This window comes from Burkholderia sp. MSMB1589WGS (genome assembly GCF_001636105.1).
In the GTDB taxonomy this organism is placed as follows: domain Bacteria; phylum Pseudomonadota; class Gammaproteobacteria; order Burkholderiales; family Burkholderiaceae; genus Burkholderia; species Burkholderia humptydooensis.
Window position 1 is genome coordinate 2,281,079 of sequence record NZ_LNJT01000008.1, and the last position, 13,878, is coordinate 2,294,956.

The window sequence follows — 13,878 nt, forward strand, 5'->3', positions numbered from 1 at the left end:
CGGATGCGACATGAACGACTCACGCTTGAAATCCACCGATCCCGTTTCCATCCGGTCCGCAAGCGGCGAAGCCGACGCGGGCGCGCTCGGGCGTCTGCGCGCGCTGTGGCGCGCGTGGTCGCGCGCGGCGATGCTGCGCGAGCGCGCGAGCGCGACGAACCGGCTCGCGATCGACGCGCTGCCCGACGAGTGGACCGAGCTCGCGCCGGGCGGCCTGTACCTGGTGTACGCGGCGGCGCGCACGGGCGCGTGCGATGCGCTGATCCGGGACAGCGTGCGGCATGCGCGCACGCGCGACGTCACGGTCGTGCTCGCGCGCGAGCGCGCGGAGGTCGCGGCGCGGCTGCGCGAGATCGGCTTCGTCGACGGCGTGCACGCGCGGGGTTGGCCGCGGCGCTTGAACGTGCTCGCGATGCCGCCGCGCGATACGAACACGCGGGACGCGTCGGCCGCATTCGATACGCCGGACGAGCTGGACGCACTGAATCCGCAACCGGCGCAACCCTCGCAACGAGACGCCGCACCCGCACCCGCGTTCGCGCGCCTCGTCGGCGGCCTGCGCGCGCTGAAGCGCTACCGCTTTCGTGCGAACGCGCTGTACTTCGTCGAAGGCGCCGAGCGCTGGCTCAGTTGGCACGATCCCGCCGCGCTGACGCACGAAGGGCGTGCGCTCGCCGGCTGGTGCCGCTCGCATCGGATCGCGCTCGTGCTGCTGATCGATCCGCAGGCGGCGGAGGCCGACGCGAGCCGCGCCGGCACGCCGCACACGGCAGCGTCGCGCATCGCGCCCGCCGCGCGTGACAACACGCATGGCGACGATCGCGCAGCAGATCGCATCGACGATCGCGCCGCCCCCTTCGCCGTCGACCGCACGCCCGCCGCGCGCGGCGGATTTCACGGCGCCTGCGCAGGCGTCGCGCAATTGCAGCGCACGCACGGCGAGCTGCGCTGGCGGGTCGATTTCTGGCGCGCGCGCGGCGCGGTCGCCACAGGCGAGGTGCGCGCGCTGCGCTTCACGGGCGACGGACGGCTCACGGCCGTGCCGGCGGCCGGCGCGCACGCGGCGCGCGGCGACGCGCGGCTCGCGTTCGACGAGATGCGCGTCGTCGCAAGCCGCCGCGTGGTCGAGCGCGAATCGTGGGTGCCGGGCGACTGGGACATCGTCGACGACAACGCCGAGGTGCTCGACGCCTGCGACGGCGCGCATGCGGCGACCGCGGTGCTCGCGTTCACCGGCCGCGCGCAGCTCGAGGCGCTGTGCGCGACGATCCACGCGCTGCGCCTGCGGTGCGGCGGCGCGCTGAAGATCATCGTCGTCGAGCGCGGCGAGGCGATGCGCCATCAGTTCGAGCAGCTCGCGCTGAACCTCGGCGCGAACCAGGTCGTCGCGCGCAACCTGCCGTTCTCGCGCGTGCTCGCGGTGCTGCGTTCGCTGCGGGGCCAACTGTATGCGCGCCCGGTCGCGGCCGACTATCGGGCCGCGCTCGCCGCGTCGCTCGGCGACACGGTGCTCGGCTATCTGCCCGTCGGCGCGTTCTGCTCGCATGCGCGCGCGGTGCTCGAGCGCAGTGCGGTGCTCGCGCTGTCGCATACGCTCGTGAAGCTGACGCTGCTGCCAGGCGTCGCGCATGCGCACGCGCTGCGCGCGTGCACGCTGCGCCGCGCGGGCGACGTGCTGACCGCCGACGCGCAGCACCTGTACCTGTTCCTGTTCGCCTGCGAACTCGCCGATGCGCACGACGTGCTCGGCCATCTCTTCGGCGTGCCGGTCGAGCGGATCGCGGATCGCGTCGTGCATCTCGCGGAAGAAAGCATCGAGCACGAGTTGAACGCGCTCGACGCGGCGAACCGGCGCGCGCCGATCGCCGATTACAGCGATCTCTTCTCGGCGGCGGCGGGCGGGCCCCCCGCGCGCAACGATGGTTCGTCGGCCGAACGCGCGCCGCGCGTATCGGCCGGAACTGCGCAAATCGTCGTGCCGCCGCCGATCGCACCGATTACACCGACGGTTACGCCGCACGCGCCGCGACCGCACCGGCCGCGCACTGCCGGCGCGATCGCCCACGCGCGCGCCCGCACCGCCACGCGCGACGCGATGCCGTTGCGCATCAGGGAGGCCGAATGATTTCGCTGATGGTCGCCGGCTTCGTCGCCGGCATCGTGATCGCCGTTGCGATCCGGCTCGTCGCGTCGCGCGGCGGCGCCGGCCGCGGGCTGTCGTTGCCGCGCGATTTCGATCGCCGCGACGCGGTCCACTGCACGATCGAACCGGTCGCGCTGCACGCGCGGTTGCTGCCGTCGGCCGCGCAACGCGAACGGCGGGACGGGCGATGAAGACGATCGCGATCGTTTCGACGACGGGTGGCGCGGGTCGCACGATGCTGACGGCGGCGCTCGCGGCGCTGCTCGCGCGCGGCGGCCGGCCGGTCGTCGCGCTCGATTTCGATCCGCAGAACCTGCTCGGCGTGCAGCTCGGGCTCGACGCGTTCACGCCGGCGGGCGTCGCGCGCGCGCTGGCGGGCGCGGGCGCCGCGTGGCACGCGCACACGTGGCGCAGCGCGGATGGCGTGCTGTTCGTGCCATACGGCCATGTCGATTCCGCGCAGGCGCTCGCGTGCGACGCGCGGCTCGCCGCCGATCCCGATTGGCTCGCGCGCTCGCTCGCCGACGTCGCGCTGCCGGCCGAAGGCGTGACGCTGATCGACACCGCGCGCTTCCCGTCGCAGCAGGCGGCGCATGCGTTGCGCTGCGCGGATCTCGCGCTGTGCGTCGTGCCGCCCGATCCCGCCGCGTGCGCGACGGCCGCCGCACGTCTGCCGGAGCTGCGCGCGGCGAGCGCGGGCGCGCTGCGCATCGTCGTGAACCGGCTGAACCCGGCGCGCGACATGCAGCGCGACGTGCTCGCGATGCTGCGTGCGGCGGCAGGCCCGGGCGTCGTGCTCGAGCAGCGCGTGCATCTCGATGCGGCATTGCCCGAGGCGCTCGCGCGCGGTACGTGGTTCTTCGACGACGCGCCGCATTCGCAGGCGTCGCACGATCTGCACGGCGTCGCGAGCTGGGTCGACGCATGGCTCGGCGCGCCGGCCGCGCGCGACGCGACGGGGGCGCCCGCATGACGGCGCGCGCGGCATTTCGTCGACGGATCGGCGGCGCGGCCGCGCGCGTGCGCGGCTGGGTCGCGCGCGGCCTCGGCGTATCCGACGAGCGTTCGTCGTTCGACTGGCTCGTGCGCGTGTTCTTCCATGCGCCCGCGCCGGGCACGCGCGACGTCGCGCGCGACTGGCTGCGCGCGGCGGTTCTTTGGGCCGCCGCGCAATGGGGCGTGACGCGGCCGCGCCGCGCGCGCGACTGGCTCTGGCGCGCGTTCGTGCGTGCGCCGCACGAAAGGCGGTCGCGCGCGCGCGATCCGTTCGCGTGGATCGACGCGACGCTCGTACCGGCGTTGACGCTCGCGCGCCGCATGCAGCGACGCATCGACGGATGGCTCGCCCGCTTGCCGTGGCATCGCTGGGGCGAGCGCGTCGAGCGCGGCGCGCAGCGCGCCGGCGCGCATCGCTGGCTGCTGCCGGCGAGCGGCGCGGCGGGGCTCGCGCTGTGGCTCGCGGCCGGCACGTCGCCGCTCGCGCCGGCGGGCCAGTTCGCGTTCTTCGCGACGCTCGCCGCGCTCGCGCTCGCGCTGCGCCGCATGCCGGGCAGCCTGCCGACGCTCGCGCTCGCGACGTTCGCGCTGCTCGCGATGGCGCGCTACATCTGGTGGCGCAGCACCGAGACGCTCGACTTGCGCACGCCGCTCGAAGCGTGCGTCGGCTATCTGCTGTACGCGGCCGAGGCGTACACATGGCTCATCCTCGTGCTCGGCTTCGTGCAGACCGCGTGGCCGCTCGAGCGTCCGGTCGCGCGCCTGCCGGACGATCCCGCCGGCTGGCCGAGCGTGGACGTCTACATTCCGACATACGACGAGCCGCTCGCCGTCGTGAAGCCGGCGATATTCGCCGCGCAGAGCCTCGACTGGCCCGCGGACAGACTCAACGTCTATCTGCTCGACGACGGCCGCCGCCCGGCGTTCGAGGCGTTCGCGCGCGATGCGGGCATCGGCTATCTGACGCGCGACGACAATCGCCACGCGAAGGCGGGCAACATCAACAGCGCGCTCGCGCGCACGCACGGCGAATACGTCGCGATCTTCGACTGCGATCACGTGCCGACGCGCTCGTTCCTGCAGACGACGATGGGCGCATTCCTTCGCGATCCGAACTGTGCGCTCGTGCAGACGCCGCATCATTTCTTCTCGCCGGACCCGTTCGAGCGCAACCTCGGCACGTTCCGCCGCGTGCCGAACGAGGGCAGCCTGTTCTACGGGCTCGTGCAGGCGGGCAACGACCTGTGGAACGCCGCGTTCTTCTGCGGCTCGTGCGCGGTGCTCAAGCGCGGCCCGCTCGAAGAGGTCGGCGGCGTCGCGGTCGAGACCGTCACCGAGGACGCGCACACCGCGCTCAAGCTGCATCGCCGCGGCTACACGAGCGCCTATCTGCCGACCGTGCAGGCCGCGGGCCTCGCGACCGAAAGCCTCGCGGGCCACATCCGGCAGCGCGCGCGCTGGGCGCGCGGAATGGCGCAGATCTTCCGGATCGACAATCCGTTCGTCGGCCGCGGCCTCGGCTTCTTCCAGCGCGTGTGCTACGGCAACGCGATGCTGCATTTCTTCTACGGCATTCCGCGGCTCGTGTTCCTGACGATGCCGATCGCGTACCTGTTCTTCCACCTGTATTTCATCAACGCGTCGGCGCTCGCGCTCGCCAGCTACGTGCTGCCGTACATGGCGCTCGCGCACGTCGCGAACGCGCGGATGCAGGGGCGCTTCAGGCATTCGTTCTGGGCCGAGGTGTACGAATCGGTGCTCGCGTGGTATATCGCGCTGCCGACGACGATCGCGTTCCTGAGCCCGAAGCACGGCAAGTTCAACGTGACCGCGAAGGGCGGGCGGATCGACGAAGGCTACGTCGACTGGGCGACGTCCAGGCCCTATCTCGCGCTCTTCGTGCTGAACGTCGCGGCGATCTTCGCGGGCGGCGTGCGGCTTGCCGCGGGCGGCGGCGACGAGGCGTCGACGATCCTGATGAACGTCGCGTGGGCGCTGTACAACCTCGCGATGCTCGGCGCGGCGCTCGCGGTCGCGCGCGAGGCGAAGCAGGTGCGCGTCACGCACCGGATCGCGATGCGGGTGCCGGCGACGCTGCTTCTCGCCGACGGCACGACGGCCGCGTGCCACACGAAGGACTACTCGGCGGGCGGCCTCGGGCTCGATGCGGTGCCGGGTGCGCGCATCGCGCTCGGCGACACGCTCGACGTCTGCGTGAGCCGAGGCGACCGGCCGTTCCATTTCCCGGTGCGCGTGACCCGCGTCGACGCCACGCATCTCGGCGTGCAGTTCGAGCGGCTGACGCTCGAGCAGGAGCGCCAGCTCGTGCAGTGCACGTTCGGCCGCGCGGACGCGTGGCTCGACTGGCGCGACGCGAACCGCGACGCCGACGACGCGCCGCTGCGCGGGCTGAAGGAGGTGCTCGCGATGGGGTTCGCTGGCTACGCGCGGATGCTGCGGGCCGCGACGAGCGCGATGCGGGCAAGACGCGCGGCCGACCGGACGCGTCATTGACGCGCCGATTCAACTGACGACGGAGCCACGTCGATGACGTTCTGGAATCTGTATTTCATTCTGAAGCTCTATCTGTTCGCGGCGGGCCATCTGAAGCCGCTGTGGATCGCGAACCTCGGTTTCGCGCTCGCGCTCGCACTGAGCTCGCCGGTGAGGCGGCGCGGCTTGCGGCTGCTGCGCCACGCGCTCGCGTTCGTGATCGGCGTGCCGCTGATGTACTACGAAGCGGACGTGCCGCCGTTCGCGCGGCTCGTCGAAACGCTCGGCAGCCTGCGCTCGTTCAGCGTCGGCTACTGGATGGAGCTCGTGCCGCGCTTCGTGCCGCCGATGCTCGCGCTGATCGCGCTCGGCGTCGTGATCGGCTATCTGATCGTCAATCGCTGGCTGCGCGTCGCGACGTTCGTGCTGCTCGCGCTGATCGCGCTGCCCGTGTGGCAGGCGGGCAGCGCGGCGCTCGCGCGCCTCGACGCGGCGGCCGTGGCCGCCGGGGCCGCGTCCGGGCCGGCTGAAACGGGGCGCGCCGCGCAGCCGCAGGATCACAACGCGGCGCTTGCCGCGTTCCGCTCGCAGGAATCGCAGCGGCAGGTGACGTTCGGCCGCCCGAGCGCCGATCCGGCGACGCAGTTCGACGTGATCGTGCTGCACGTCTGTTCGCTGTCGTGGGACGACCTCGACGTCGCGAAGCTGCGCAATCATCCGCTGCTGGGCCATTTCGACTATCTGTTCACGCACTTCAGCACGGCGGCGAGCTACAGCGGCCCGGCCGCGATCCGCGTGCTGCGCGCGAGCTGCGGGCAGGAGGCGCACGCGGACCTGTACAAGCCCGCGCCCGCGCAGTGCCATCTGTTCGCGCAGCTCGCGGGCGCCGGCTTCGCGCCGCAGACGCTGCTCAACCACGACGGCCACTTCGACAATTTCCTGCAGTTGATCCGCGACAACATCGGCGTGCCGAACGCGCCGATGATCCCGAACGCGGACGCGCCCGTCGCGATGCACGCGTTCGACGGCTCGGCGATCAAGGACGACTATGCGACGCTCGCGAACTGGTACGCGAAGCGCGGCGCGACCCCGGGCCCCGTCGCGCTGTACTACAACACGATCAGCCTGCACGACGGCAATCAGTTGACGAGCGGCCGGATGTCGAGCCTCGACTCGTATCCGCTGCGCGCGCGCAAGCTGATGGACGATTTCGACCGCTTCGCGGATCTGGTCGCCGCATCGGGCCGCCGCGCGGTGATCGTGTTCGTGCCCGAGCACGGCGCGGCGCTGCGCGGCGATGAGAAGCAGGTGGCGGGGCTGCGCGAGATTCCGACGCCGCGGATCGTGCACGGGCCGGTCGGCGTGCGGCTCGTCGGCTTCAAGGGCGACCACGGCGCGACGACCGTGATCGACGCGCCGGCGAGCTTCCTCGCGGTCGCGCAACTGCTGTCGAATCTCGTGTCGAACAGCCCGTTCAAGCCGGGCGTGACGCTGTCGCAATACGCGGCCGATCTGCCGCAGACGCGCATGATCGGCGAGAACGAAGGCACGGTGACGATGACGACGCCGACGGGCTACGCGGTGAAGACGCCGGACGGCGTATGGATCGAGGAAAAATGACGAACGGGAATCCGGACACGGCGGCGATGGCGCGCGGCGGTGAGCCGCTGCCGTCGAACGACATTGCGGGGCTCGCGCGCCGCGTGCGCGAGATCGATCCGTCGCGCTATCTCGACGAGCAGGCGCGGCTCGCGTACCACGATGCGCTCGACCGGTGGCCGCTGCTTGCGAAGCTGATGGGGCTCGCGGATTGACGCAGGCGGGCTTCGTCGCGCGATGCGCGCGGCGCCGCGCCGCCGGCTCAATACGGCCGGTCGCCGACGATCGTCGCGCGATGCATCACCCGGTGCGTTTTCCCATAGTCGTTCACCGCGTAGTGGATCGTCGAGCGGTTGTCCCAGAACGCGACGTCGCCCGGCTGCCAGCGCCAGCGCAGCGTGAACTCGGGCCGCGACTGATGCGCGAACAGGAAGCGCAGCAGCGCCGCGCTTTCTTCGTCGGGCAGCTCGTTGATCTCGGTCGTGAAGCCCTCGTTGACGAACAGCGCATGGCGGCCGTTCTCCGGATGCGTGCGCACGACGGGGTGCGTGACGCCTGGATGCGTCGCGCGCGTTTCTTCCCAGCGCGCGCGATCCTCCGCTGTGAGGCCGAAGCGCTTCAGCGGAAACGACTTCGTGAAGTCGTGCTGCGCGGTGAGGCCGTCGAGCTGTGTCTTCACGCGATCGGACAGCGCGTCGTAAGCGGCGAAGCCGCTGCCCCACAGCGTGTCGCCGCCCGTCTCGGGCAGCGTGCGCGCGGCGAGGATCGACGCGCGCGGCGGCGTTTCGACGAACGTCACGTCCGTATGCCAGATCGCGTTGTCCTTCAGGTCGAACACGGCGTTGTCGAGCACCATGATCTCGCGCGCATCCGGATGCGACGGATAGATCGGATGAACGTGCAGATCGCCGAAACCGGCCGCGAAGTCGCGATGCTGGACTGCGCTCAGGCGCTGGCCGCGAAAGAACAGCACCTGATGGCGCGCGAGCGCGGCGCGGAGGTCGTCGCGCAGGTCGTCGGTCGCGTTCGAGAGGTCCACGTCGTCGACGATCGCGCCGATCGCGGGTGTCAGTCGGGTCAGTTTCAGTCGGGTCATCGTCGGTCCGGATTCGGTGTGTCGGCGTCGGAGCGCGGCTTGCGTGCGCAGCCGGCGCTCGTGCGCCGCGCGTGGCGGAAAGCCGGAGAGTCTCGCAAAGCGCATGCGTGCGGTGAACCAACGAAATCCGCATTGCTTATCGTTGTGCCGGGATTGCAGCCGGCCCGGCGCAATCGCCGAATGCGCCGTCTCATATCCTTCGCAGATTTCGTTGTTTAACAGACGGCGCGCATCCCGGTAATCTCGACGGCCATCCGAATTCAACGCATCCAGAAGAAGGGAAGGCCTCATGATTCTCAAGCGCATCCTCGTCGCCGCGACGCTCGCCGTGGCCGTCTTTTCCGCGGTTCGTTCGCAGTCCGCATGGGCGGACACGGTGAACGTCGCCTATCAGTACGGCGCCGATCCGGCGAAGCTCGCGCAGGCGGGAGCCGCGTACGAGAAGGCCACCGGCTGGAAGATCAACTGGCGCCGCTTCGATTCGGGCGCGGACGTCGTCGCGGCGCTCGCATCCGGCGATGTCCAGATCGGCGACGTCGGGCAGAGCCCGTTCACCGCCGCGGTGTCGCGCGGCGTGCCGATCCAGGCGGTCGTGCTGAACGCGCTCACCGGCGTGTCGGAAGCGCTCGTCGTGCGCGGCGGCGCGCATATCGACAAGCCGGCCGATCTCGTCGGCAAGACGATCGCGACGCCTTACGCATCGAACTGCCACTATGCGCTGCTCGCCGCGCTCAAGCACTGGGGCATCGATGCGCAGCGCGTGAAGATCGTGAACCTCGGGCCGACGGAGATCGTCGCCGCGTGGGAGCGCGGCGTGATCGACGCCGCTTACACGTGGGACCCGGCGCTCGGCCGCGCGAAGGCGAGCGGCGGCAAGGTGCTCGTCGATTCGGCCGAGGTCGGCAAGTGGGGCGCGCCGACGTTCGACCTGTGGGCGGTGCGCAGCGATTTCGCGCAGGCGCATCCGGATTTCGTGTCGAAGTTCGTGAGCGTGACGACGCAGGCGATCGCCGACTATCGCGCGAACGGCCGCGCGTGGACGAGCGCGTCGCCGCAGGTCGCCGCGATCTCGCGGCTGAGCGGCGCGACGACGGGCGACATTCCGCAACTGCTCGCGGGCAATCTCTATCCGACGGCCGCCGAGCAGGCGTCGCCCGAGCTGCTCGGCGGCGGGACGGCCGCCGCGATCGCGTCGACCGCGCGCTTCCTGAAGGAGCAGCGCAAGATCGACCGCGTGCTGCCCGATTATCGGCCGACGGTGACGGACCGGTTCGTCCGCGCGTCGGTCGCCGCGCGCTGATCCGACGCGGCGGCACCGGCATGGCGAAGCTTTCCGCGCAACAGGTATCCGTCGTCTACGCGTCGCGCCGCGGCGCGCTGACGGCGCTCGAGAACGTATCGATGTCGGTCGGCAGCGGCGAGATCGTCGTCGCGCTCGGCGCGTCCGGCTGCGGCAAGAGCACGCTGCTGTCGCTGCTCGCCGGCTTCCAGCCGCCGACGTCGGGCCGCGTGAGCGTGGACGGCGCGCCCGTCACGGGGCCCGGCGCCGATCGCGGCGTCGTGTTCCAGGACGACGCGCTGATGCCGTGGCTCAACGTGATCGACAACGTCGCGTTCGGGCTGCGGATACAGGGCGTCGGCCGCGACGCACGCAACGCGCGGGCGCGCGACGTGCTGCGGCTCGTGAAGCTCGCGGGCTTCGAGCAGCACCGGATCGACGAGATTTCGGGCGGCATGCGTCAGCGCGTCGGGCTCGCGCGCGCGCTCGCCGCGGACCCGTCGTTCCTGCTGATGGACGAGCCGCTCGGCGCGCTCGACGCGCTGACGCGCGAGCACATGCAGACGCTGCTGCTCGACGTGTGGCGCGCGACCGGCAAGGGCGTCTTTCTGATCACGCACAGCGTCGAGGAAGCGGTGTTGCTCGCGACCGAGCTGCTGATCCTGTCGCCGCGGCCGGGCCGGATCGTCGCGCGTCATTCGCTCGATTTCGCGCGGCGCTACGCGCACGGCGAATCGATGCGCTCGATCAAGAGCGATCCGCGCTTCACCGAAATCCATCTCGCGCTCGTCGAGCAGTTGATGCGCGAAACCGAGGAGGTCTGACGTTGGCCGCGACCGAACCGAATTCCGATCTCGCCCTGCCGCTTTCGGCGACGAACGCGGCCGCCGCGGCGTTGCGCGTGCGCCGCGGGTTGCGCGTGCATGCGGGCCACGCGGCCGCGCTCGCGACGTGGGTCGCGCTCGTCGCCGGATGGTGGCTCGCGGCGCGCTTCGAATGGGTGCCGGCCGCGCTGCTGCCGGGCCCCGAGGCCGTGCTGCGCAAGCTCGTCGTGCTGAGCACCGAGGGCTTCGACGATGCGACGCTAGGCCAGCATCTGCTCGCGAGCCTGTCGCGGATCGCGACGGCGTTCGCGCTCGCGGTCGTCACCGCGATTCCGGTAGGCATCCTGATCGCGACGAACCGGATCGTGCGCGGCGTCGTCGATCCGGTCGTCGAGTTCTACCGCCCGATTCCGCCGCTCGCGTACTTGCCGCTGATGGTCGTCTGGTTCGGGATCGGCGATGCGTCGAAAGTCCTGCTGATCTATCTGACGATGTTCGTGCCGCTCGCGATCGCGACCGCCGCGGGCGCAAGCGGCGTATCGGAAAGCCGCCTGCGCGCGGCCGCTTCGCTCGGCGCGACGCGCTTCAAGCTGCTGCGCCACGTCGTGCTGCCGAGCGCGCTGCCCGACATCCTGACCGGCGTGCGCATCGCGCTGGGCGCGGGGTGGTCGACGCTCGTCGCGGCGGAGCTGATCGCGGCGACGCGCGGGCTCGGCTTCATGGTGTACTCGGCGTCGCGGTTCCTCGTGACGGACGTCGTGATCGCGGGGATCCTCGTGATCGGCGCGATTGCGCTCGCGCTGGAAATCGGCTTGCGCGCGTTGCAGCGGCGATTGACGCCGTGGCGGGCGGATTAGGGTCTGTTTACATACGGAACGTGCATGCGAATGCCCGAAATCGCCCGTAGGGCAAGAAGTGAGGAGTGCCGTTTGGCCGAGCCAAACAAGCGACGAGCGACGCCGCCCTACGGGCGATTTCGGGCATTCCCCTGGAATGGATTCCAAGTTTGGGGTTGCCACGAGAACGGCCGCTCGCCGCGTTGCGCTCCTTGCGAATACGTCCAGTATTCGCCGCGTCACGCGCCTCGCGAGCGGCCGTTCTCGTGGCAACGCATGCACGTTCCGTATGTAAACAGACCCTAGGGTCTGTTCAATGCGCGTCGTGCCGCTGCCCGCCGGCGATCGACGTCGTCGATCCATGCGCGGCCGACGCTTCGGATGACGAAGCACGCAGGCGCCTCGCCTTGAAGATCGCACAGCCCTTCGACGACAGATCGAGCAGGAACGACTTCAGCGCGTTCTCGTCGGGGATCGGATTGCGCCCCTTGCCGATTCGATGGAGCTGCCGCGTGTACCACGTGATCTCGAGCGAGCCGAGGCTGTCGAGGTATTTGACGCCCGTGCTGAGCGGCTTCACGCGATGCCGCGTTTCCTCGCCGCGCAACAGCCGCGCGGGCGCGTCGGGCTCGATCGCGAGGATGCGCCCGAGGCCGATCAGGTCGAGCGCGCCGTCGCGCAGCGGCGCCTGCATGCCGGCGAGGCTGCGGAAGCCGCCCGTGACCATCAGCGGCACCGTCACTTCGGCGCGCACCTTCTCGGCGAACGCGAGGAAATACGCTTCGCGCGCGATCGTCGACGCCTTGCGGTCGCCAAGCTGCATCACGGGCGCTTCGTAGGTGCCGCCGGAGATTTCGACCAGATCGATGCCCGCATCGACGAGCGCGCGGATCACGTCGCGCGATTCTTCCTCGGTGAAGCCGCCGTGCTGGAAATCGGCCGAATTGAGCTTGATGCCGATCGGAAAGTCCGGGCCGACCCGGCGTCGCACTTGCGCATACACCGCGAGCACGAAGCGCCGGCGATTCTCGGCGCTGCCGCCCCATTCGTCGGTGCGCTGGTTGTGCTGCGGCGACAGGAACTGATTGATCAGATAGCCATGCGCGCCGTGCAACTGGACACCGGTGAAGCCCGCCTGCTGCGCGATGGCGGCCGTCGCCCCATAGCGCCGGATCAGATCGTCGATCTCGGCGCTCGTCAGCGCGCGCGGCACCGCGAAATACGGCGACAGCTTCGGCCCGAAGCCGATCGCCGACGGCGCGACGGTCTCCGCGTTGAGTCCGCGTATTGCCTGCTTGCCCGGGTGATTGATCTGCATCCAGACCTCGCTGCCGTGCGATTTCGCGGCCGCGGCCCATTCGCGCAGGCGCGGCAGGTCGCGGTCGTCCTCGATCACGGCGTTGCCGGGCTCGCCGCGCGCCTTGCTGTCGATCATCACGTTGCCGGTGACGAGCAGCCCCGCGCCCGAATTCGACCAGCGCCGGTACAGCGCGATCAACTGCGGCGTCACGCGGCCGTCGTGACCGCATAGCGCTTCACTCAGCGCCGATTTCACGATGCGATTTTTCAGCACGACGCCGTTCGGCAGCGTGAGCGGCTGCGCGAGCAACGCGCCCGCGGCGGGATTCGGATCGGACATGGCGTGACGCTCCGGTTGGGTCGACGGTCAGGCATCCATCAATGAATGTTACATCAACGGATGTATTGGTTGGAATCGTAGGTTCAAAATCGGAACCGAGTCAAGACGGGGGTGACGCGGATGCCGATTCGGGTTCCGGAGCGGTCGAGCCGGGCGGCGCGCCGACGATGCGGTTAGAGGAGATCGCCCAATTCGGCGGCGCGCAGCGAAATCGCCAAAAAACAATCGGTAAGAAATCGGCAAAAACGACAAGACGCGCGTCTCGCCCGAGGCGCCCGCGCCGACGCTCAATGCATCGACAGACACGATGCGCACTGCTTGCGGCCCAGCGGCGCGAACGCGAGGCACGGCAGGTCGACCGAGCACGCGGACAGGCTGCCGTCCGCGGACGCCATCGCGTTGCCGAGGCGATGCAGCGCGATGCCCGAGCGGCGGTACAGTCGCTCGATCGACAGCGTCATCACGCCGACCACGCGCGTCGCGCCGAGCGACGCGGCCACCGTGAGCACCGACGGAAAGAAGTCCATCCCGAGCGGCTCGCGCCCGGTCGCGCGGCGGCGCCGGCGCGACGCGGCGAAGCGCGACATTTCCCAGACGGCCGGCGATTGCGGCGCGGGCGACGAGCCGAGCAGATGCGGAAACACGTCGCGCAGCAGATACGGGCCCGTCGTCGGCAGCAGGCGCGCATAGCCGCAGACTTCGCGCGCGTCGTCGAGCGCGACGACGTGAACCGTCGACGGACCGTCGAACTCGTCCCATTCCGCATGATCGTCATGCGCGCGACCCGCGATCGTCCAGCCGAGCCGGCGGACGAACACGTCGTAGCGATACGCGCCGAGATCGGTCTGGACGTGCGGCGGCAGTTCGTTCAATCGGCCCGCGATGATGTATGACATGGCGCTTGGTTCTCCGATGGATCGATCGTTGGCGTGAGGACAGCGCGCGTCCGATCGCGTATGAGCGGTGAGGGGCG

12 protein-coding genes are annotated in these 13,878 nt (G+C 70.4%); 9 read left to right on the top strand and 3 right to left on the bottom strand.

The genetic code is table 11. The features are described from left to right. Positions 1-10: 10 nt before the first annotated feature. The 6 genes from bcsE to WT16_RS27290 are packed head-to-tail and all read left to right on the top strand — an operon-like array spanning position 11 to position 7,446. A complete protein-coding gene (bcsE, locus tag WT16_RS27265) occupies positions 11-2,125 on the top strand; it encodes a cellulose biosynthesis protein BcsE (RefSeq protein ID WP_063534646.1) in 2,115 nt (704 codons plus the stop codon). Further along, the gene (locus WT16_RS27270; protein WP_006028953.1) at positions 2,122-2,334 is read left to right on the top strand and encodes a hypothetical protein; all 213 of its coding nucleotides are present in this window, start codon (positions 2,122-2,124) and stop codon (positions 2,332-2,334) included. Before bcsE ends, WT16_RS27270 begins: the two co-directional genes overlap by 4 nt. After that, complete coding sequence (bcsQ, locus tag WT16_RS27275) at positions 2,331-3,116, top strand: cellulose biosynthesis protein BcsQ (RefSeq protein WP_063534647.1); 786 nt, start codon at positions 2,331-2,333, stop codon at positions 3,114-3,116. The genes WT16_RS27270 and bcsQ overlap by 4 nt, the downstream gene beginning before the upstream one ends. Then, entirely contained in the window at positions 3,113-5,653 is a 2,541-nt protein-coding gene (gene bcsA / locus WT16_RS27280) for a UDP-forming cellulose synthase catalytic subunit (RefSeq protein ID WP_063534986.1), read from the top strand. The genes bcsQ and bcsA overlap by 4 nt, the downstream gene beginning before the upstream one ends. 33 nt (positions 5,654-5,686) lie before the next feature. Next, complete coding sequence (gene bcsG, locus WT16_RS27285) at positions 5,687-7,252, top strand: cellulose biosynthesis protein BcsG (RefSeq protein ID WP_015602566.1); 1,566 nt, start codon at positions 5,687-5,689, stop codon at positions 7,250-7,252. Next, positions 7,249-7,446, top strand: a complete 198-nt coding sequence (locus WT16_RS27290; RefSeq protein ID WP_006028949.1) for a hypothetical protein — start codon at positions 7,249-7,251, stop codon at positions 7,444-7,446. Before bcsG ends, WT16_RS27290 begins: the two co-directional genes overlap by 4 nt. Positions 7,447-7,493: 47 nt before the next feature. On the opposite strand, the gene tauD is transcribed toward WT16_RS27290, so the two are convergent. Further along, complete coding sequence (gene tauD / locus WT16_RS27295; protein WP_015603273.1) at positions 7,494-8,327, bottom strand: taurine dioxygenase; 834 nt, start codon at positions 8,325-8,327, stop codon at positions 7,494-7,496. 289 nt (positions 8,328-8,616) lie between these two features. On the opposite strand from tauD, the gene tauA reads away from it, so the two are divergent. The 3 genes from tauA to WT16_RS27310 are packed head-to-tail and all read left to right on the top strand — an operon-like array spanning position 8,617 to position 11,287. Further along, positions 8,617-9,627 (top strand): taurine ABC transporter substrate-binding protein, encoded by a 1,011-nt coding sequence (tauA, locus tag WT16_RS27300; protein WP_006028947.1) that lies wholly within the window; start codon positions 8,617-8,619, stop codon positions 9,625-9,627. Between the two features lie 20 nt (positions 9,628-9,647). Next, complete coding sequence (locus WT16_RS27305; RefSeq protein WP_063534648.1) at positions 9,648-10,430, top strand: ATP-binding cassette domain-containing protein; 783 nt, start codon at positions 9,648-9,650, stop codon at positions 10,428-10,430. A 2-nt stretch (positions 10,431-10,432) separates the two neighbouring features. Further along, entirely contained in the window at positions 10,433-11,287 is an 855-nt protein-coding gene (locus WT16_RS27310) for an ABC transporter permease subunit (RefSeq protein ID WP_063534649.1), read from the top strand. Between the two features lie 292 nt (positions 11,288-11,579). On the opposite strand, the gene WT16_RS27315 is transcribed toward WT16_RS27310, so the two are convergent. Next, positions 11,580-12,905 carry an NADH:flavin oxidoreductase/NADH oxidase family protein gene (locus tag WT16_RS27315; RefSeq protein ID WP_063534650.1) on the bottom strand — a complete coding sequence of 442 codons (1,326 nt, stop codon included), beginning with the start codon at positions 12,903-12,905 and terminating at the stop codon, positions 11,580-11,582. A gap of 287 nt (positions 12,906-13,192) precedes the next feature. Next, entirely contained in the window at positions 13,193-13,801 is a 609-nt protein-coding gene (locus tag WT16_RS27320; RefSeq protein ID WP_006028943.1) for an acyl-homoserine-lactone synthase, read from the bottom strand. Between the last annotated feature and the right edge of the window lie 77 nt (positions 13,802-13,878).